This is a genomic window from Arthrobacter sp. FW306-2-2C-D06B (assembly GCF_021789175.1).
Classification (GTDB): Bacteria; Actinomycetota; Actinomycetes; order Actinomycetales; family Micrococcaceae; genus Arthrobacter.
On record NZ_CP084560.1, the window covers coordinates 2,900,679 to 2,919,719 of the forward strand.

The 19,041-nt window shown below is 64.2% G+C and carries 17 protein-coding genes; 3 read left to right on the forward strand and 14 right to left on the reverse strand.

Going from position 1 to position 19,041, the window contains the following annotated elements; all coding sequences use genetic code 11:
- Positions 1 to 5: 5 nt before the first annotated feature.
- From smc to coaD, 6 genes are all read right to left on the reverse strand, one after another.
- On the reverse strand, positions 6 to 3,599 hold the full coding sequence (smc, locus tag LFT47_RS13530; protein ID WP_236811546.1) for a chromosome segregation protein SMC: 3,594 nt from the start codon (positions 3,597 to 3,599) through the stop codon (positions 6 to 8).
- 107 nt (positions 3,600 to 3,706) lie between these two features.
- On the reverse strand, positions 3,707 to 4,672 hold the full coding sequence (mutM, locus tag LFT47_RS13535) for a bifunctional DNA-formamidopyrimidine glycosylase/DNA-(apurinic or apyrimidinic site) lyase (protein ID WP_236811548.1): 966 nt from the start codon (positions 4,670 to 4,672) through the stop codon (positions 3,707 to 3,709).
- A gap of 6 nt (positions 4,673 to 4,678) precedes the next feature.
- Positions 4,679 to 5,410 (reverse strand): ribonuclease III, encoded by a 732-nt coding sequence (gene rnc / locus LFT47_RS13540; protein WP_236811550.1) that lies wholly within the window; start codon positions 5,408 to 5,410, stop codon positions 4,679 to 4,681.
- A 22-nt stretch (positions 5,411 to 5,432) separates the two neighbouring features.
- The gene (gene rpmF, locus LFT47_RS13545) at positions 5,433 to 5,636 is read right to left on the reverse strand and encodes a 50S ribosomal protein L32 (RefSeq protein WP_028264646.1); all 204 of its coding nucleotides are present in this window, start codon (positions 5,634 to 5,636) and stop codon (positions 5,433 to 5,435) included.
- Between the two features lie 32 nt (positions 5,637 to 5,668).
- Positions 5,669 to 6,196, reverse strand: coding sequence for a YceD family protein (locus tag LFT47_RS13550; RefSeq protein WP_059387665.1), 528 nt, complete (start codon positions 6,194 to 6,196; stop codon positions 5,669 to 5,671).
- A gap of 146 nt (positions 6,197 to 6,342) precedes the next feature.
- Entirely contained in the window at positions 6,343 to 6,828 is a 486-nt protein-coding gene (coaD, locus tag LFT47_RS13555; RefSeq protein WP_236811552.1) for a pantetheine-phosphate adenylyltransferase, read from the reverse strand.
- A 105-nt stretch (positions 6,829 to 6,933) separates the two neighbouring features.
- Here coaD and LFT47_RS13560 point away from each other — a divergent pair, with 105 nt between their 5' ends.
- Together LFT47_RS13560 and LFT47_RS13565 are read left to right on the forward strand one after the other, a co-directional pair.
- Entirely contained in the window at positions 6,934 to 8,163 is a 1,230-nt protein-coding gene (locus tag LFT47_RS13560; protein ID WP_236811556.1) for an aminotransferase class I/II-fold pyridoxal phosphate-dependent enzyme, read from the forward strand.
- A gap of 2 nt (positions 8,164 to 8,165) precedes the next feature.
- The gene (locus tag LFT47_RS13565; RefSeq protein WP_236811557.1) at positions 8,166 to 8,954 is read left to right on the forward strand and encodes a spermidine synthase; all 789 of its coding nucleotides are present in this window, start codon (positions 8,166 to 8,168) and stop codon (positions 8,952 to 8,954) included.
- Between the two features lie 25 nt (positions 8,955 to 8,979).
- On the opposite strand, the gene rsmD is transcribed toward LFT47_RS13565, so the two are convergent.
- Genes rsmD through thiL form a run of 4 tightly spaced genes read right to left on the reverse strand, consistent with a single transcriptional unit; the run spans position 8,980 to position 13,949 of the window.
- Entirely contained in the window at positions 8,980 to 9,546 is a 567-nt protein-coding gene (rsmD, locus tag LFT47_RS13570; protein WP_078108596.1) for a 16S rRNA (guanine(966)-N(2))-methyltransferase RsmD, read from the reverse strand.
- 51 nt (positions 9,547 to 9,597) lie between these two features.
- The gene (locus tag LFT47_RS13575) at positions 9,598 to 11,877 is read right to left on the reverse strand and encodes an ATP-dependent DNA helicase RecG (RefSeq protein ID WP_236811558.1); all 2,280 of its coding nucleotides are present in this window, start codon (positions 11,875 to 11,877) and stop codon (positions 9,598 to 9,600) included.
- Complete coding sequence (locus tag LFT47_RS13580; protein ID WP_236818571.1) at positions 11,867 to 12,913, reverse strand: DAK2 domain-containing protein; 1,047 nt, start codon at positions 12,911 to 12,913, stop codon at positions 11,867 to 11,869. The genes LFT47_RS13575 and LFT47_RS13580 overlap by 11 nt, the downstream gene beginning before the upstream one ends.
- A 22-nt stretch (positions 12,914 to 12,935) precedes the next feature.
- A complete protein-coding gene (gene thiL, locus LFT47_RS13585; protein WP_236811559.1) occupies positions 12,936 to 13,949 on the reverse strand; it encodes a thiamine-phosphate kinase in 1,014 nt (337 codons plus the stop codon).
- Positions 13,950 to 14,046: 97 nt separating this feature from the next.
- Between thiL and LFT47_RS13590 the strand changes: the two genes are divergently transcribed.
- The gene (locus LFT47_RS13590; RefSeq protein ID WP_236811561.1) at positions 14,047 to 14,562 is read left to right on the forward strand and encodes a DUF3515 family protein; all 516 of its coding nucleotides are present in this window, start codon (positions 14,047 to 14,049) and stop codon (positions 14,560 to 14,562) included.
- Between the two features lie 18 nt (positions 14,563 to 14,580).
- Here the strand turns inward: LFT47_RS13590 and LFT47_RS13595 are convergent, their stop codons facing one another.
- The 4 genes from LFT47_RS13595 to murA are packed head-to-tail and all read right to left on the reverse strand — an operon-like array spanning position 14,581 to position 18,927.
- Positions 14,581 to 15,747 (reverse strand): D-alanine--D-alanine ligase family protein, encoded by a 1,167-nt coding sequence (locus LFT47_RS13595; protein ID WP_236818573.1) that lies wholly within the window; start codon positions 15,745 to 15,747, stop codon positions 14,581 to 14,583.
- 17 nt (positions 15,748 to 15,764) lie between these two features.
- Positions 15,765 to 16,817: an NAD(P)H-dependent glycerol-3-phosphate dehydrogenase gene (locus LFT47_RS13600; protein WP_236811563.1), complete on the reverse strand. Its 1,053-nt coding sequence runs from the start codon at positions 16,815 to 16,817 to the stop codon at positions 15,765 to 15,767.
- Positions 16,814 to 17,590: a lysophospholipid acyltransferase family protein gene (locus tag LFT47_RS13605; protein ID WP_236811565.1), complete on the reverse strand. Its 777-nt coding sequence runs from the start codon at positions 17,588 to 17,590 to the stop codon at positions 16,814 to 16,816. Before LFT47_RS13605 ends, LFT47_RS13600 begins: the two co-directional genes overlap by 4 nt.
- Before the next feature lie 11 nt (positions 17,591 to 17,601).
- Entirely contained in the window at positions 17,602 to 18,927 is a 1,326-nt protein-coding gene (gene murA, locus LFT47_RS13610; RefSeq protein WP_059387657.1) for a UDP-N-acetylglucosamine 1-carboxyvinyltransferase, read from the reverse strand.
- Positions 18,928 to 19,041 lie beyond the last annotated feature (114 nt).

Genomic DNA, 19,041 nt, shown 5'->3' on the forward strand with positions numbered 1-19,041 from the left:
CAAAGCTAGACCTCGGCACCGAGCCTCTGGCTGATGACGGTGGACACGCCGTCGCCCCGCATAGTCACTCCGTAGAGGGCATCCGCGACCTCCATGGTCCGCTTCTGGTGCGTAATGACAATCAGCTGGCTGGACTCGCGCAGCTCTTCGAAAATCGTGATGAGCCTGCCCAGGTTCGTATCGTCGAGAGCGGCTTCCACTTCATCCATGACGTAGAACGGCGAAGGCCGCGCCTTGAAAATCGCCACGAGCAACGCGACAGCCGTCAGCGATCGTTCGCCACCGGAAAGCAAGGACAACCGCTTGATCTTCTTGCCGGCCGGCCTTGCCTCCACCTCGATGCCGGTGGTCAGCATGTCATCGGGATCCGTCAGCACCAATTTGCCTTCCCCGCCGGGGAAGAGCCGCGCAAAGACATGGTCAAACTGCTTGGATGTATCGGCGAAGGCTTCAGCAAAGACCTGCTGGACGCGGTTGTCCACTTCCTTGATGATGTCCAAAAGGTCTTTGCGGCTGGATTTGAGGTCTTCCAATTGCGTGCTCAGGAATTGGTGGCGTTCCTCGAGTGCGGCAAATTCCTCCAGCGCCAAGGGGTTCACTTTGCCAAGGGCGGAGAGGTCCCGTTCAGCCTTGCGGAGCCGCTTCTCCTGCTCGGCGCGGACAAAGGGAACACCCTCGACGATGGCGTTCCCGTCTTCGTCCACGGGTGCGCGGAGTTCGGCCCACTTGTCCACGGTAGCGGCGGGCACGGGAACGGGCTGCTCCGGACCGAAGTCGGCCACGAGTTGTTCCGCCGACAGGCCCAGCTCCTCGATGGACCGCGTTTCCAACGCTTCAATCCTGAGCCGTTGCTGGGCTCGTGCGAGTTCGTCGCGGTGCACAGAATCAGTCAGTCCCGCCAGCTCCTGGGCCAACTTCTCGTTGCTGCTCCGGACGTCAGCAAGCTCCTTCTCGCGCTGCTCCCGCACTGCCTCGGCGAGATCGCGGGCGCGGGCGGCGAGGTCCACTGAAACGTCAACGAAACGTACGGTCTGTTCGACGGCGGAAGCAACGGCCGAGGCCCGCTCGGCTTGGGCTTTGCGTCGCAAAGCCCGGCGCGCGGCTTCCTCACGTGCCCGCCGTTCGCTCGCGGCGGCCCGCTCCAGGGAAGCGGCCCGGTTGCTGGTCGCGGCGAGCTGTTCCTCGGCGCTCCGCAAGCCCAGCCTGACCTCCATCTCACGGGAGCGGGCTTCGCTGGCAGCCCTGGCCAAGGCGTCGCGTTGCTCTGTGGAAGGCTCCTCCTCCTGGGGGGCTTCCTCTGCCGCGGCCAGCCGTTCCGCCGCAAGCTCAAGGGATTCCTCGGCCACGGCGATGTTCAGTTCGGCCTTGGCCAGGGACTCCGCCATTCGATCGCGTTCCGCGACGGCGCTGCGCAACTGGGAATTCAGGTGACCAAGCCGTTCCGCGACGGCGGCCAAGCGGGCATCCGAGTCGTGGAGTTTGTCCAGGGCCGCGTTCGCCCGCTCCCGGGCATCGGCCCGGCGGGCTTCGGCTCCAGCCAGGGCGAACTTTCCCCGCTCGAGACGGGTGGTGAGCTCCAGGAGCCGGGTGTCGGCGTCGTCCACTGCGGCTTGGACCTCAAGAAGCGACGGCGCCGTCGCCGATCCGCCGTCCACCGTCAGGGCCCTGAAGACATCGCCTTCGCGGGTCACCGCGGTAAGCTCCGGGTTGCCGGCAATAAGGCTTGCCGCCGCGTACAAGTCGTCGACGACGGCGGTGGACGCCAGAAGGGTCCTTGCGCCACTCGCTTCGGGGGCGTCAGTCGCCACCAACGCGGCGGCCCAGCGCGCACCGTCAGGCAGCATCGGCAATTCCCGCAGGCCAGGCTCGGGATCCGCTGAGGGTCCAGCGCCTGCCACCAAAAGCGAGGCGCGTCCGGCGTCGGCGTCCTTCAACAGTTGCATCGCGGCGACGGCCCCCGCACTGTCTGCCACCACGACGGCGTTCGAAGCAGTGCCGAGTGCTGCGGCAACGGCCGTCTCGTACCCGGGCTCCACCGTCAGGAGGGAAGCAAGCGAACCCAGGACTCCAGGGTGGTCCGAGGACAGAAGCCGCGAAGAACCGTCCTTGCGGTTGAGTCCAAGCTGCAAAGCATCGCGGCGGGCGGTGAGCGCATCGCGTTCGCGGACTTCATCGCGTTCGGCAGTTTTCAACGCTTCGATTTCGGCGTTGATCTCGTCAAGAAGGGCGCTGGCGTCCTCATATTCGGCGTCGAGGCTTTCTTCTCCCTCTTCGACGCCGGCCACCTGCGACTCGAGGGCCGCAAACTCACTTTGTGCGTGCCGACGGCGTTCCTCACCGGCTGCCAGCGAGTCCCTGAGCCTGCCCCGCTCAGCCTCGGCCGCCTCGGCCCTGGAGCGTGCGGCAGCCAATTGGCCTACGAGTTTCGCGAGGCCCTCACGGCGATCGGCTGCCGCACGCAATACGGCCGTCAGGCGTTTGTCCTCGGCCGCGGCCAGGTTCTCGGCTTCCTGTCTGGCCGCCGTGGCTTCGAGCAGGCCTGCCTGCTTCGCCAAGATGTCATGCTCCAGCTCCGCCTGTTCCTGCCGGACCCGGGCGGCCTGGCGGTCCAGGTGGTCCGGGTCGCGGCCAGAATCCGGGGCGGCATCGGAGGCACCGAGGAGGCGGCGGCGCTCGGTCGCAAGCGATCCCAGGGCGCGGAGCCGGTCCCGGGTTGCCGACAACCGGTACCAGTTGTCCCTGGCGGCATTGAGTCTGGGAGTGGCCTCAGCCGCGAGTTGCTCCAGTCGGATCTGGCGCTGACGGCCTGCGCCGAGCTCCGCTTCGACCACCTCGCGGCGCTCCTTCAACGCGGCTTCGTCGGCGACGTCCTTCTCCAACGTCCGGGTGAGCTGGACGAGATCATCGGCCAAGAGCCTGGACTTGGCGTCGCGGACGTCGAACTGCACGGTTTGGGCGCGGCGGGCGACTTCGGCCTGTTTGCCGAGCGGCGTGAGTTGACGGCGGATTTCCGCCGTGAGGTCACCAAGGCGTTGCAGGTTCGCCTGCATGGCTTCCAGCTTGCGGACGGTCTTTTCCTTGCGACGCCGGTGTTTGAGGATGCCTGCGGCTTCTTCAATGAATCCCCTGCGGTCCTCGGGGGTGGCGTGCAGGACACGGTCCAACTGCCCCTGCCCCACGATCACGTGCATCTCCCGGCCAAGACCTGAATCCGAGAGCAGCTCCTGGATGTCCAGGAGGCGGCATGGCGAGCCGTTGATGGCGTACTCGGATCCTCCGGTCCGGAACAGTGTGCGGGAAATGGTGACTTCGCTGTATTCGATCGGCAGGGCGCCGTCGGCATTGTCGATCGTCAGCGCAACGTGCGCGCGGCCCAGGGGCGGCCGACCCGACGTGCCGGCGAAAATGACGTCCTCCATTTTGCCGCCGCGCAGGGTCTTCGCACCTTGTTCGCCCATGACCCAGGCCAGCGCGTCAACCACATTGGACTTGCCCGAACCGTTGGGGCCGACAACGGCCGTGACGCCCGGCTCGAAGTCGAACGTCGTGGCCGACGCGAACGACTTGAATCCCCGGACAGTCAAACTTTTCAGATGCAAGGTGTTTCGGATCACTTTCAATGGCGGCAGTGGCTGAATTCCCGCTCTCAATCTACTGCCCGACGGCGGAATTCCCCGGATTTGCGGGGCAAACCGGCGGATCCGTCCTACCAGCGGCCGTTGCGCGGCTTCGGCTGGCAAACGGGGCACGTGTACGAGGAGCGGTTCATGAATTGCTCCCGTTTAATCACACCGGGAAGTCCAACGGCGGAACAACGCCTGCACGGCTCCCCCTCCCGGCCGTAGGCATCCAGGGACCGGGCGAAGTATCCCGAAGCTCCGTTGACATTGACGTAGAGCGAATCAAAGCTCGTCCCACCGGCGGCGAGCGCGTCGCTCATGACTTCCTTCGAGGCGTCGACGAGCCTCACGGCATCGGCCCGCTTGAGGGTGTCTGTGGGTTTGGCATAGTGGAGCCTGGCCCGCCAGAGGGCTTCATCGGCGTAGATGTTGCCTATCCCCGAGATGACACCCTGATCCAGCAGTGCGCGCTTGAGCCCGGTCTTGCGGGCTTTGACCTTGCGGTAGAACTCGTCAAAGGAAAAGCGCGGATCCAGCGGATCGCGCGCGATGTGCGAGGCTTCTTCGGCAATTTCAGGAAGTGGCGTCTCACCCTGGCCGCCGGGACCGCCGTCGGAGGTCGGTACAAGGGACGTGACAAACAGTCCGCCGAAGATCCGCTGGTCCACAAACCGCAACTCCTCGGGCATGCCGTCGGAGCGGCTGAGACGGAGACGGACTTTGAGGTGCTTCTCATCGGGGACCTCAGGGTCCTGCATGAGGAGCTGCCCGCTCATACCGAGGTGCGCCATCAGCGCGACGCCGGGCATCGTTTCGACGGTACCGCCCGTCCTATGGGGTTCCTCGGTCCTCAACGGCATCCACAGGAACTTACCGCGGCGGACGACATCCAAAACCGTGGAGTTCTCAAGGTTGCCGATGAAGTCTTCCGTGCCCAACGCGTGGCGGCGGATGGAACGGGGGTCGAGGACCTCCACGGCCCTGATGGTCCGGCCGCGCACCCAACGTGCCAGGCCGCGGCGGACCACTTCGACTTCGGGCAGTTCCGGCATGTGGAATCAGGCGCTGTGCGCAGGATCAGCCGGAGAGTCGGCTTTGCTGTTGAGCGTGACCTTGCTGTTGAGGGTGCGCCACGCATCCGCGGCGGCTTCCTGCTCGGCTTCCTTTTTGGAGTGGCCCGTGCCTTTGCCGTAGGCGGTGCCACCGATCTGGAGCACTGCCTCAAAGCTGCGCGCGTGGTCCGGGCCGGAGCCTTCGACTGCATAGTAGATGGACCCGAGCTGGCGGCTCGCGGCAAGCTCCTGCATGCTGGTCTTCCAATCGGTGCCTGCACCCAGGGCTGCGGCGTCCTTGAGCAAGGGTCCAACGAGCCGCATGACGAGCTGCCGGGCGGTCTCAATGTCGTTGGAAAGATACGTGGCGCCGATAAGCGCTTCCATGGTGTCCGCAAGAATTGAGGACTTGTTCTTACCGTCGGTGAGCCTTTCGCCCTGCCCGAGGTAGATGAATTCGCCGATGCCGAGGTCCCGGCCGATACCCGCCAACGCGCGGGTGCTGACGACGGCGGAGCGTCGCTTCGCGAGTTCGCCTTCCGGCAGCGCCGGGTTGTCGCGGTACAGCGAATCGGTCACGGAGAAGCCCAGGATGGAGTCGCCCAGGAACTCGAGGCGCTCGTTGGTGGGAATCCCGCCATTTTCATACGCGTATGAACGATGTGTCAGAGCAAGACGAAGCGTCTCGGCGTCAATGGAGACACCGAGACGCTTCAGAAGCTCTTCAGTTGAAGACATCCTTGTCAGCCTAGTGGCGGATTTAGACGTCAGCGACCTTGCGGCCCTTGTATTCAAGGAACAGCGCAGTCCCGGCAGAGTCGGTGACGACCTTTGCCTGGTGCGGCAGGCTGTAAACAACCTGGCCGTTTTCGATGGTCTTGACCAAGTTGGGGGCAGTTGCCTTCCACTGGGCACGGCGGGCGCGTGTATTTGCGCGAGACATTTTCCGCTTGGGAACAGCCACGGCTATCTCATTTCTCTTTTAGTCAGCACTTACTAATCAGTTTGCCGGTCGGTCTTAGCCAGTTCAGCTAGGGCAGCCCAGCGAGGATCCAGGTCCTCGTGGTGGTGCCCCGGCTCGTCTTCCAGACGCACTCCGCATATTGAGCAGAGGCCCTGGCAGTCTTCCCGGCACACCGGCTGGAACGGCAGCATGGTTACAACCGCGTCCCGCAACACCGGTTCAAGATCGATTAGATCGTGCTCGACTCGACGTTGCTCTTCATCGTCTTCTTCGTCCGAGAGCTCCACGCCCTCATAGAAGAAAAGTTCTTGCACATTGACCTCAAGGTCATACGCAAGGGGATCCAGGCATCGTCCGCATTCGCCCTTGACTTCAGCGAACACGGTTCCAGATACCAGAATTCCTTCGTGTACGGCCTCAAGCCTCAGGTCGAGCTCGATATCCGAGCCTTCCTGAACGCCAATGAGTGCCACGCCAAGGTCACTTGGCGCGGGTACATGTTCCGTGAGCGTCCGCATGCTTCCTGGACTACGTCCGAGGTCCTTGACGTCCAGCGTCAAAGGCGAACTTGCATCTCGCTTAATGAGAACTCCTGTAGAACATATGACCGACGTACCATCTTAGCCTGAACGCGTGAGCGGACTCAAACCGGGTCAATTACAACGCGTTCTGCCCGAGGTACCGATCCAGCTTACCCGCTGCGGGGCTACTCCGCTGCCGACCCGCCAGCGAGGAGCCTCTTGAGTACCGATTTAGGCACGAAATCGGAGACATCTCCGCCCAGAAGGGAGATTTCCTTGATGAGAGTGGAAGACAAATGGAGGTAGTGGGCCTCCGCCGGAAGAAAGACAGTCTCGACGCCGGACAATTGGCGGTTCATGGTGGCCATGGGAAGTTCGTAGTCGAAATCCGAGGACGAGCGCAGGCCCTTGACGATCGCCGAAATTCCCCGGTGCCTGCAGTACTCCGCCAGCAATCCCTCACCCATGGGCTCCACGATGATGCCCCGCAAGGAAGCGAGGGTCTCCCTAGCCATGTCCATGCGTTCTTCCAAGCTGAAGCGGTACTTCTTCGCATAGTTGGTGGACACGGCGACGACGACTTCATCGAACAGGCCGGCGGCCCTCGCAATGACTTCCAGATGTCCGTTGTGGATGGGGTCGAAGGAGCCAGGGCACACTGCGCGTCTCATGGTTCGAACCTACCGCATCCGGGGCCGCAGGCACTATGGCGATACCATGGCTGAAACGGCGGGCCGGAGGAGCCGGAAGCCAGCACCCAGGAAGGCATCCCCACAGTGACGAGCCCGGCCTCTCTCAGCCAGAACACGTCCGCCGCCCCTTGGCAACGTGCCGCAAGCGGCGCCAACCTGCTTTCGGCCGACGGCAGCCTCGGAGTGACCATCTTCGAAGAGATGACCACCCTGGCAATGTCCACCGGAGCCATCAACCTGGGCCAAGGATTCCCGGACGAGGACGGGCCGGCGGAAATCAAGGCAGCAGCGCAAGCAGCCATCACGGCGGGAGCCAACCAATACGCGCCAGGCAAAGGGATCCCCGAACTTCGCGAGGCCATCGCCGCACACCAGGAACGCTTCTACGGACTGACCCCGGACCCGCAGACCGAGGTCATTGTGACCACGGGGGCTACTGAAGCCATCGCCGCCGCATTGCTCGCATTCATCGAACCGGGCGACGAAGTCCTGACCTTCGAGCCCTTCTATGACTCCTATGGCGCCATCATCGGACTCGCCGGCGCCAAGCATGTGACCGCTCCCTTGCTGGCGCCGGACTTCCTTCCGGACCTGGACGCTCTGGAATCGGCATTCAGTGAACGCACCAAGGTTGTCCTCCTCAACAACCCGCACAACCCCACGGGCGCGGTCTTCCCGCGCGAGGTGCTGGAACGCGTCGTCGAGCTCGCCCGGAAATACGACGCCGTGATCCTCAGCGACGAAGTCTACGAGCACCTCACCTTCGGTGTGCAGCACCTTCCGGTCGCCGGCATCCCGGGAGCGGCCGAGCGAAGTGTCACGATTTCCTCGGCCGGCAAGACGTTTTCGTTCACCGGCTGGAAGATCGGCTGGCTCAGTGGACCGGCCCACCTTGTGGCGGCGATCCGCACCGTCAAACAATTCCTCAGCTACAGTTCCGGGACCCCGTTCCAAAGCGCGATCTCGGTAGGCCTTGCCCTGCCTGATGAGTTCTACACCGGCATCGCGTCCACTCTCCAGCACAAGCGGGACATCCTGGCCGAGGGACTGCGGGCCGCGGGCTTCGGCGTCTACACACCGCAGGGAACCTACTTCATCAACGTTGACACCGAGCCTCTCGGCATCAACGACTCGGTGGACTTGGCACGAAGGCTGCCGGGGCTCGTAGGAGTGGCCGCCATCCCCGTTCCCGTGTTTTGCCACCCGGAAGGCGCGGAAAGGACGCGCAGCCTTCTCCGATTCGCGTTCTGCAAGAAGACGGAAATACTGGAAGAAGCGGCCGCCCGGCTGGCCACCCTGCGGGACAAGCTCTGACTGTGTCAACTGCGCAAAGCCACGAGGGACGGCGTTTCCTGCGGGCCACCGGCCAACATGCCGCGATCGAAGCCGACACATTGATCGACGGCGCGTACATCCTGCGCATCGGCGACGCAGAGCAATCCCATGTCAATCTCGCGGAACCCTCGGAAATCTTCTACGAGTACCTGCGCAGGATCGGCCATGTGGTGGATCTGGTGGCGCCAGGCGGGCAAGCGATCACTGCCCTTCATCTCGGCGCCGGGGCCTTGACCCTGGCCCGCTACATCGAGGCGACGAGGCCCGGTTCGGAACAGCACGCCGTCGAGCTCGAACGTGAATTGCTCGACTTCGTGCTGCAGAAGTTGCCCATGCCGGACGGCACCCGCCTGGAGACGCATATTGGCGACGCACGCGAAACCCTCGCCGAACTGCCCGCGGAACTCGAGTTCGACGTCGTGATCCTGGACATCTTCTCCGGTCCCGAGGCACCGGCACATATTGCGTGCCAGGAGTTCTACGAAGAGGCCGCGGGGCGGCTCCGGCCCGATGGGGTGCTCATCGTCAATGTCGGCGACGAAGCGGCCCTGACCTTGGTGAGCAGCCAGGCCGCCGCGATGCGACGGGCGATGCCCGACGTTGCGGCCTTCGCCGAGGCCGGCATGTTCGCCGGCCGGTACCCCGGCAACATCATCCTGGTGGGGACGCGCCGGCCGTGGCCGCCCGATTGGACGGCGGAACTCCTCGCCCGTGGGCCGCACCCGGCGGCGGTGCTGAGCGGAGTGGAGCTGGACCGGCTTTCCGGCTAGCGCCGCCTTTCGGGCCAGGGACCCGTTAGACGGGTTCGGCGAACCAGAGCTTGGTTTCGCCGTACTTCTTGTCGGCAAACCGCTCGAGGGTGTCCGGCCAGTCCGGTTCCGGGGACCGTGAGGAACGCTCGACGACCACCACGGCACCTTCATCGAGGTGGAAGGCGAGCTTGGCGAGGACAGCCTTCAGGGAAGGCTCATCCAAGGGATAGGGCGGATCCAGGAACACGAGGTCCCAGAGAACGTCATCCGCCGCGCGTTCCAGGAAGGACTCCACTTTGGAACGAGTGACGGAGACAATCCTCCGTCCCAGCACCTGGTTGGCCATGTCGGCATTTCGCTGGCAGACCTCGGAGGCGCGTGCATCAGACTCCACGAGTTCGGCCGAGCGCGCGCCCCGGCTGGCACTTTCGATGCCGAGGGACCCCGAACCCGCATAAAGATCCAGCACCCGGGCATCGTCGATCGCATCTAGAGCCTCGAGCCGCGAGAACAACGCCTCCTTGACACGGTCCGTCGTCGGCCTGGTGGCGTTTCCAGGGACGCTGACCAGCGGATTGCCGCCGACCACGCCGGCAATGATCCGGCTCACCGGCCACTTCCCGGGACGGAGCACACAGGCGTGCCTTCAAGCGTGGATTCCTTAGCCGCGTTCAAGGAACGCCTCCTTTTCGGGGTTAAGATATTCGTCGATCGCGGCTGCCAGGGCCTGTTGGCCGTCCAGCCCGGGATCGTCCGCGACGAGCCGCTGTGCATCGGTGCGGGCGCGGGCGATCACGTCCTCATGCTCCAGGACACGCAACAGCTTCAGGGTGGAGCGCCCACCGGACTGCGAGGCGCCCAGGATATCGCCTTCGCGGCGCAGCTTGAGGTCTTCCTGGGAAAGTTCGAAACCGTCGGTAGTCGAAGCAACGGCGTCAAGGCGCCTGCGGCTTGGATGGCCAGGCTCGAGCGTCGTGACCAGCAGGCACGTGCCGGGAAGGCCGCCGCGGCCCACCCTCCCGCGCAGCTGGTGGAGTTGCGAAATGCCGAAACGGTCAGCATCAAGGATCACCATCAGCGTGGCGTTATGGACATCCACCCCCACCTCGATCACTGTCGTGGACACCAGCAGCTGGGTCTGGTTGGCAGTGAACGAGGCCATGGTTTCGGACTTGAGTACCGGATCCTGCCGGCCGTGGAGTGGCTCCACCCGCACGCCGCGCAGGGCCGGCTCCTGGCTGAGCGTTTCGACGACGGCGTTCACCGAAGCGAGCTCGCGCGCGGGGCCCTCCTCCGAAAGTTCGGCGTCGCTTGGTTCCGCTTCGCCCGGGCTGAAGTCGCCGTCGTCGTCGTCTCCGATCTTGGGACACACGACGTACACCTGATGGCCGGCGTCGATCTCTTCCCGCGAGCGTTTCCAGATCCTGGCCGCCCACCCCGGGTTTTCCGCGAGCCCGACAACGTGGGTGGAGATGGGCGCGCGGCCTGCAGGGAGTTCGTCCAGCACGGACGTTTCCAGGTCGCCGAAGACTGTCATGGCCACAGTGCGTGGAATCGGAGTAGCGGTCATCACCAGCAGGTGGGGCGGGCGGTTGGCCTTGGCACGCAGGGCGTCACGCTGCTCCACCCCAAAGCGGTGCTGCTCGTCCACCACGATCAGCCCTAGGTCCTGGAACGAGGTTTTGTCACTCAGCAGCGCATGGGTGCCGATCACAATGCCGGCATTGCCCGAGGCCGCGTCCAGCATGGCTTGCTTGCGGGCAGCCGTCGGCATGGAGCCTGTGAGCAAGGCGACCTGGACCGACCCGGGGCCGTTCCCGGGGTCGGTGTCCAACAACCCGGCCCCGCCCAGCATTCCGGCGCCTCCGAACAAACCGTCCCGGGCCAGCGGGCCCAGGGTCCTCCGGATGGAGTCGAAGTGCTGTGCCGCGAGGACCTCCGTGGGGGCGAGAAGTGCGGCCTGCCCGCCGGCATCCACCACTTGCAGCATGGCCCTCAAGGCCACAATCGTTTTTCCGGAACCAACTTCGCCCTGCAGCAAGCGGTTCATCGGCGAGTCCTGTGCCAGCTCGTGGGAAAGCGTCTTTCCGACGGCGGCCTGGCCGGCAGTCAGCGTGAACGGCAGCTGCCGGTCGAAGGCAGCAAGGAGCCCTTCGGGCACGGGCCGACGGGCGGTGGCCTCTTCTGCAGCCAACTGGGCCCGGCGCCGCGCCAGGGCAGTCTGCAGAACCAGTGCTTCCTGGTAGCGGAACCGGTCACGGGCGCGCTGCCAATCCGCCGCCGTTTCCGGCGAATGGATCAGCCGGTACGCTTCCCCTACCCCCAGGAATTTCTCCCGGGACGCAATGTCGACAGGCAGCGGATCCTCGATGCTGTCCACATCGATGGTGTCCAGGAGCGTGGTGATGACCTTGTGGATGGACCAACTGGTGAGCTTGGCTGTGGCCGGGTAAACGGGAATGGGCATGGCCGCCAGCTTTTCCGGATCGACGGAACCGGCAAGCTCCGGGTCCTCGTCGAGCAGCATGAAGTCCGGGTTGGTCATGCCCAAGGAGCCACCGTAGCGGCTGACCTTGCCGGAAAACATCACGCGGCGCCCTGGCTGAAGCTCAGCGCGGGCACGGAAGCCGTTGAAGAAACTGATTTTAAGGGTTCCAGGAATCTGCTCGCCGCTGGCCTCGTCCGTGACCACGACGTCCGTCAACGATCCCCGCCTTGCGCGCATTTGCCGGGTGGAATTGGACAGGACCCTGGCAATGAGGGTGGCCTCTTCATCCAACGGCAGTTTGCTGATGGGCGTGAGCTCCCCACGGCTCAGGTAGCGCCGGGGAAAGTAGTTGAGCAGCTCCCCGACAGTGTCCAGGCCAAGGTGCTTCTCGATGACGGACGAGGAGCGTTTGCCGATCCTCCGCTCGAGGGGAAGGTGAAGCTCAGTATTCATGCCCGTGCTGGCCTGCCGGGAGGCCTGGATCGCGCGGCATCGAGAGCTGGCTGATGGAGATGTCGGTGGGCTCGCCGAGTGAGCGGATGACGGCCACGGCGGGTTCAGCGTCCGGAACGTGGACATGGACGCGCCACCGGTAGCTGGCTTCCGCCGCGTCCTCGTCGTCATCGTCGTCGTCCCGTGAATCATTCGGTCCAGACGGGCTGCCCACCGGGTTCGCGCTGCCCACCTGGCTCATGATGACGGAGTCGCCGAGTTCGTCCAATCGCTGACGGAGCGTGGCGGCGGCGAGCGGTGACAGGCTGATGGTGCACATGACCTCGACGCCGTCGTCGTCAGGCATTCCCGCATGGATGTGCGGATCCTGCAGGTCATAGCCGTGCAGGCCGTCCAGGAGTTCATCTTGGAGTTCTTCGCCGAGCACAGCCGAACGGAGGCAATCCAGGATCAACAACATGCCCACACCACCCGCATCCACTACATGGGCCGCATGCAGCGGGGCCAGTTGGTCCTCGGTTCGCACTACTGCATCCAGCGCTGCATTGACTGCGGCATCGAGGGCCAGGCCCAACGCCTGGTTGCTGTCGTCGCCGTTGTGGGCACTATCGCATTCGCCCGCTGCCCTGGCGGCAGCTTCGAGAACGGAGAGCATGGTGCCCGGTACAGGCTCGCTCAAGGCAGACCAAGCACGGATCTGGGCCCGGTTCAGTGCGGCGGCAAGCAAGGGCGCGCTGAGGCGCGTGTGCCCGGCCAGCGGCTCAGCCATTGCGCACAAGAAGACAGCGAAGAGTGTTCCTGAGTTACCCCGGGCCTGCTCCATGGCCGCGCGTCCTGCCGTTGCCAGAACGGCCCCGACGTCGTTCACCGGTTCGTCCGCGGTGGACCGATCGGCGAACGCCGCAGCAGCAGCGCGGACTGTGAGGTAGAGGTTGGTGCCCGTGTCGCCATCTGCCACCGGGAAGATGTTGATGGCGTTGAGACGGTCGCTGTGGTTCCCGAGCGTCGTCTCCGCTTTGCCCAGCCACCGCTTCATGGCGTGCGTATTGGCGGCAATCTTAGTCTGCAAAGTGATCCCATCCCACGGTGTCAGCGGGGATTCCCGCTATCCGGACGCCGCTGTGCTGTCCTTCGGCAACGGCCTGGATCGAGCCTATCGCAGTGAAGCCGGAAGGTAGCTGAACATTTGCTGGAAATGTCGCCAACAGGCCGTGGTCCTCTCCGCCCCCCAGGATCCAGTCCATGGGATCCTGGCCAAGAGGAGCCGAGGCAGCTTCCAAGGGAGTGGCGAGGGCCTTGAGTGCGATGGGGTCGAGGTCGAGTGCCACGCCACTGGCTTCGGCGAGACGGGCGCCGTCGCGCAAAAGCCCGTCCGAGACATCCATCATGGCCGTGGCTCCTGCCTTGGCACCCAGCGGTCCTGCGGCAAGAGGCGGCAGCGGCCGGCACTGGCTATCCATGAGTCCGCGCTGGGCAGCGTTCAGCTCGCCTACGGGTATGGTGCTTTCGAGCAGGGCCAGCCCGGCTGCAGCGCGTCCAACAGTTCCGGCAAGGGCCACAGTGTCTCCCGGACGTGCCCCGGAGCGCAGGACAGCAGGGAACCCGTGCATTGTTCCGACGACGGCGACCGTCACCGCGATTTCGCGGCCACGGCCCAGGTCTCCCCCGGCAACCGAACAATCGGCAGCCCCCAAGCCGACCATGCCCGCCGTCAGGCCATCCGCGAAGTCCTCGACCCACCGCACCGGAGTGCCGGGCGGCATGGTCAAGCTGACGACGAGGGACACTGCGGTACCACCCATCGCGTTGATGTCGCTGAGATTCTGCGCTGCCGATTTCCAGCCGACGTCATACCCCGTGGTCAGGTATCCGTTGTTCCATTCCAGGCGGAAGTCCTGGTCCTGGGTCTGGGTGTCGATGGAAATGAGGGTCCGGCCATCCGGCGCGGCGACGACGGCGGCGTCGTCCCCCGGCCCGAGCAGCACGCTGCTGCTGTGGTTCAGGCGCGGAAAGATGCGCGCGAGGAGCTCGCCTTCGGACAGCTCGCCGACAGTCTGTTGTTCTATGGACACAGCTCTACGCTATCGCGAACCGCCGACAACCAAGGGCTGTCCTTTGGCGCCCGTTGCTCCGATCCTCGGTTTGCCGCAGCCGCGATAGGCTTGATCAATGCAACAAACGAAAGCCGCTGCGCACGTCCGCGCCCTGTGTTCCCTGGCAGCCGCGGCGGTTTCGGTCCTCACGCTTGCAGCCTGCTCTCCCGTCGCCGACGTGAAGCCTGCGGCAGATGCCGCGAATGCGGCTTGTGCGCCCATGATGGTGTCGCTCCCGGACACCATCGGCGACGCCGCCCTGCGGAAGACCAACAGCCAGGGCACGGCGGCATGGGGCGACCCGTCTGTGTTGATTCTGCGTTGCGGCGTCAATGTGCCCGGCCCCACGACGGACCGTTGCGTCACCGTCAACGACGTCGACTGGGTCATCAAGGAAGGCGACCCGGTATGGACCCTGACTACCTACGGGCGCGAGCCCGCAACTGAAATCCTCATGGACCCGAACAAAATCAGCTCCGCCACGGTCCTTGCCGATTTGGCACCCGCCGCGGCGAAAATCAAGGCCGTTCGCAAGTGCGTAGGTCAGCCGGAGCTGCTGCAGAACCTGCCCACGACTACTCCCGGCAAGTAGCCGGCGCCCTGCCGGCTACTAGCGCAGGCCGGTCTTCCGGTTGAGAGCCAGGTAGATGAGTTCGTCGATCAACTCGGCGTAGCCCAGGCCGGAAGCCGCCCACATTTGCGGATACATGCTCTTCGGGGTGAAGCCGGGCATCGTGTTGATCTCGTTGATGATGAGTTCGCCGTCCGGAGTGTAGAAGAAGTCCACGCGGCTCAGGCCTTCTGCGCCCACAGCATCGAACGCAGCCGCCGCAAGCTCGCGGACGCGCGCAATGGCCTCGTCCGGAATATCGGCCGGGCAGCTAAGGGCCGCGGCCCCGTCCTCCACATACTTGGCGTTGAAGTCGTAGAATTCGTGTTCGCCGGGAGCGACGGCGATTTCCCCCGGCATGGAGGTTCGAGGAGCCGCCGTGCCACGTCCTTCAAGGACGGCGCACTCGATCTCACGGCCGACAATGCCGGCCTCGATCACCAGCTTGAGGTCGTGCCGCCGTGCTTCTTCAATGGCTGCGTCCAGTTCATCCATAGAATCCACTTTGGAAATTCCCATCGAGGAACCCGCGCGTGCGGGCTTCACGAAAACCGGGAACCCGAGGCGGTCCACGCGCTTGCGCACCGCTTCGGCGTCGTTGATCCATTCACGGTCAGTGACGGCGACATACGGCCCCACCGTCAGTCCGGCGGCTTCGAAAACGACCTTCATGAAATGCTTGTCCATGCCGACGGCGGATGCGAGGACCCCGGCTCCCACGTAACGGGTGTCGGACAGCTCCAAGAGGCCCTGGATGGTGCCATCCTCGCCCCAAGGGCCGTGCAGGAGCGGAAACACGACATCCACAGAGCCCAGTTCCTCAGGCACCGCATTCGGTGCCGTGACGATCAATTGGTGGGCTCCACCTACCTCGGCGAGGGTTACGGTCCTCCCCGAGGGCAGCACCTCAGGCAGGGCCGACGCGCTCAACGACCACTGGCTGATGTCAGCGGATGGGATGACCCACTGCCCCGACTTGGCTATCCCGATGGGGACGACGTCGTACTTGCTCCTGTCGATAGCGCCCATGACACCGGCCGCCGTCACACAACTGACGGCGTGCTCGCTGGATCGGCCGCCAAAGAGTACGGCGACGCGGGCCCGCCTGTGTTCGGCTGGCTTCGCGGACCCGGCAGCTCCAGCAGGAGCGGCAGTTCCGGCAGACATGGATTCTTCGGTCACAGTCAGTAATCGCCTTCGGACTTCAGGGAGCGGGCCAGGAGTCTGGGCCCAAGTTCATCAACGGACAGTTTGCCTTCGAGGACGGCTACCACGGCCGCGGTGATCGGCATGTCGACACCGAGTTTTCCGGCTAGTTCGTAGACAGCGTACCCGGATTTAATGCCTTCCGCCGTCTGCGTCATACGTTCGGTAACCTGGTCCAGGGTCAAACCTTCGCCGAGCAACCGTCCCGCCGTGTGGTTCCGGGACAGTGGCGAAGAGCAGGTAGCCACGAGGTCCCCCAGGCCGGCTAGGCCTGCCATAGTGCGGGCCTCGCCGCCCAAGGCAAGGGCCAGCCGGGAGGTCTCCGCAAGACCCCGCGTGATCACCGAGGCCTTGGTGTTGTCACCCATTTGCTTGCCTTCGCAGATACCGACGGCCAAGGCGATCACGTTCTTCACGATCCCCCCGATTTCGACGCCGACCACGTCATTGCTCGTGTAGGGGCGGAAATATGGTGCGGTGCAATAGAGCGCGAACGATGCAGCCGTAGCTTCGTCGCTGCAGGCCACCACGGAAGCCGTCGGTTCCTGGCGAGCGATCTCCATTGCCAGGTTGGGCCCCGAAACAACGGCTACCCTTTCCTGCGGAATGTCGAGTTCCTCGGAAATGACCTGGCTCATGCGGGAATCCGTACCGAGTTCAAGGCCCTTCATGAGGGAAACGACCACGGCGCCAGGGGCAACGAGCGGTTTCCACTTGCGCAGTTGAAGCCGCAGCGACTGCGCCGGCACGGCCAAAATCACGATTCCGGCACCCGCGAGTACCTCTGCCACATCTGTTGAAGCCGTAATGGAATCGGGCAGCGCAATGTCCTTCAAGTACTGGACGTTGCGGTGCTCCGCATTGATTTGCGCTACCACTTCGTCCCGGCGGCCCCAAATGCGGATACTGCGCTCCGCGCCGGTGGCAATTGCGGCATCCGCCAGGACCTTTGCGAACGTTGTACCCCAGGATCCCGCGCCAAGCACGGCGACAACACCTTTGTCGCCTATGAGTTCTTCCCCTGAGGTCACTTCTGTCCGTCCGTGCCGTCGGCGCCCGAGGTTCCTTCAGTCGCTTGGAAGCGGCCGTGCTTCGACTGGTTGTGGGCAGCAGGGTCCCAGCGTCCCTTGGGCGGTTCTTCCCCGCGCAGGGTTGCAAGGAGCTCCGTGATGGCGTCCATGATGACGTCGGTAGCCTCCACCAGGGTGGCCCGGTCGAGAGGCCGGCCTTGGAAAGCACTGAGATCCACGGGATCGCCGACCAAGATGCGGGAAGTCTTCCGCGGGAAGACATGCAGGCGCTTGGCGTACCGGGGGAACACCTCTTGGGCACCCCAATGGGCAATGGGAACCACGGGAGCACCGGTCTGGAGTGCGAGGCGCGCCGCTCCGGTGTGACCCTTCATCGGCCACAAATCCGGATCGCGCGTCAAGGTGCCCTCCGGATAGATGATGATCGCGCCGCCGGCATCCACCATTTCCTGGGCGGCTTGCAACGAGCGGTTCGCCCCCGTCGTCGAACGCTCTACAGGAATCTGGTTCGCGGCGCGCAACAGGCTACCGAGGACGGGGGCCTTGAAGAGGCCCGCTTTCGCGAGGAAATGCGGTGGACGCTTCATGTTGTAGAGCATGTGCCCCACGACAATAGGGTCGATCTCGGTGCAGTGGTTCGGTGCAGCGATGAAGCCACCCGCGGGGAGCTTTTCGGTCCCTTCCCACTTCTTTGCCATGAGGATGTTCATGATCGGTCGCGCAATTCCCGCAAGAACAGCGAACATGGCACGGCTCTGGGCCGATTCCTTCAAGGTGTCCCCCGTTACTTGGATTCGGTGAGGTCGAAATCGGCGCCCAGCCCGGCGAGCTTTTCAGTGAAGCGCTCGTAGCCGCGGTTGATGATGTCGATCCCGGTCACCCTGGATGTGCCGGTCGCGGCGAGCGCCGCAATAAGGTGGCTGAATCCACCACGGAGATCGGGGATGTCGATGTCGGTGCCCCTCAGCGGAGTGGGTCCTGAGACGACGGCGGAATGCAGGAAATTGCGCTGGCCGAAGCGGCATGGCACACTCCCGAGGCATTCGCGGTGGACCTGGATGGTTGCGCCCATGCGGGTCAGTGCATCAGTGAAGCCGAACCGGTTTTCGTACACGGTTTCGTGGACAATTGAGACGCCTTCTGCCTGGGTCAGGGCGACCACGAGTGGCTGTTGCCAATCGGTCATGAAGCCCGGGTGCACATCGGTTTCAAGGACGAGCGGGCTCAGCTTTCCGCCGGGGTGGTAGAAACGGATGCCGTCCTCGCGGATATCCATGCCGCCGCCCACCTTGCGGTAGGTGTTGAGGAAGGTCATCATGTCTCTCTGGGAAGCACCCTCAACGAAGATGTCTCCGCGGGTCACCAGGGCAGCGGAAGCCCAGGACGCCGATTCATTGCGGTCTGCCAGTGCGCGGTGGTCGTAGCCACCCAGGTCCCGAACACCCTCGATCCTGATGGTGCGATCGGTCTGGACGCTGATGATGGCACCCATCTTCTGCAGCACGGCGATGAGGTCGATGATTTCCGGTTCGGTAGCGGCACCGCTCAGTTCGGTGATGCCCTCGGCGCGTGTGGCACTCAGCAGGACTTGTTCCGTCGCTCCCACCGACGGGTACGGGAGCGAGATCTTGGCGCCGTGGAGTCCCTTGGGAGCGGAAATGTGGATACCGCCCGGGCGCTTTTCGACGACGGCGCCAAACTGTCGGAGCACGTTCAAGTGGTAATCGATGGGCCGGTCGCCGATTTTGCAGCCGCCGAGATCGGGAATGAATGCTTCGCCGATGGCATGGATCAAAGGACCGCACAGCAGGATCGGGATACGTGAGTCCCCGGCGTGGGCGTCGATCGCGGTGCTGGACGCGGTCTTGGCATTCTTGGGATCCAGGGTGAGATCGCCGGTGACGGGATCCTTCTGAACAGTCACGCCATGGAGCTGCAACAGGCTGGTGACAACCTCTACGTCCTTGATTTCCGGGACGTTCCGCAACACCGAGGGTTCGTTGCCGAGGAGGGAGGCCACCATGGCCTTGGGAACAAGGTTCTTGGCACCTCTGACGGTGACACGGCCGGTCAAAGGGACGCCACCGCGGATTGTCAGAACACTACTCATCTATACCGGTTTCCTCACGAGTTGATGCCCCCACACTTACGAAGGCTCCAGCTAAGCATAAAAGCTGACGTTACCGATTCGAAATGGAGGGGCCGGCCTTTCAGCGACGCGGGG

What these genes read in the sequence shown, in the direction of transcription:
- mutM (WP_236811548.1), bottom strand. Translation starts at nt 4,672, where the DNA reads ATGCCGGAACTGCCCGAAGTCGAAGTGGTCCGCCGCGGCCTGGCACGT.
- rnc (WP_236811550.1), bottom strand. Translation starts at nt 5,410, where the DNA reads ATGTCTTCAACTGAAGAGCTTCTGAAGCGTCTCGGTGTCTCCATTGAC.
- coaD (WP_236811552.1), bottom strand. Translation starts at nt 6,828, where the DNA reads ATGAGACGCGCAGTGTGCCCTGGCTCCTTCGACCCCATCCACAACGGA.
- LFT47_RS13575 (WP_236811558.1), bottom strand. Translation starts at nt 11,877, where the DNA reads ATGAATACTGAGCTTCACCTTCCCCTCGAGCGGAGGATCGGCAAACGC.
- LFT47_RS13580 (WP_236818571.1), bottom strand. Translation starts at nt 12,913, where the DNA reads ATGAAGCGGTGGCTGGGCAAAGCGGAGACGACGCTCGGGAACCACAGC.
- LFT47_RS13590 (WP_236811561.1), top strand. Translation starts at nt 14,047, where the DNA reads ATGCAACAAACGAAAGCCGCTGCGCACGTCCGCGCCCTGTGTTCCCTG.
- LFT47_RS13595 (WP_236818573.1), bottom strand. Translation starts at nt 15,747, where the DNA reads ATGTCTGCCGGAACTGCCGCTCCTGCTGGAGCTGCCGGGTCCGCGAAG.
- murA (WP_059387657.1), bottom strand. Translation starts at nt 18,927, where the DNA reads ATGAGTAGTGTTCTGACAATCCGCGGTGGCGTCCCTTTGACCGGCCGT.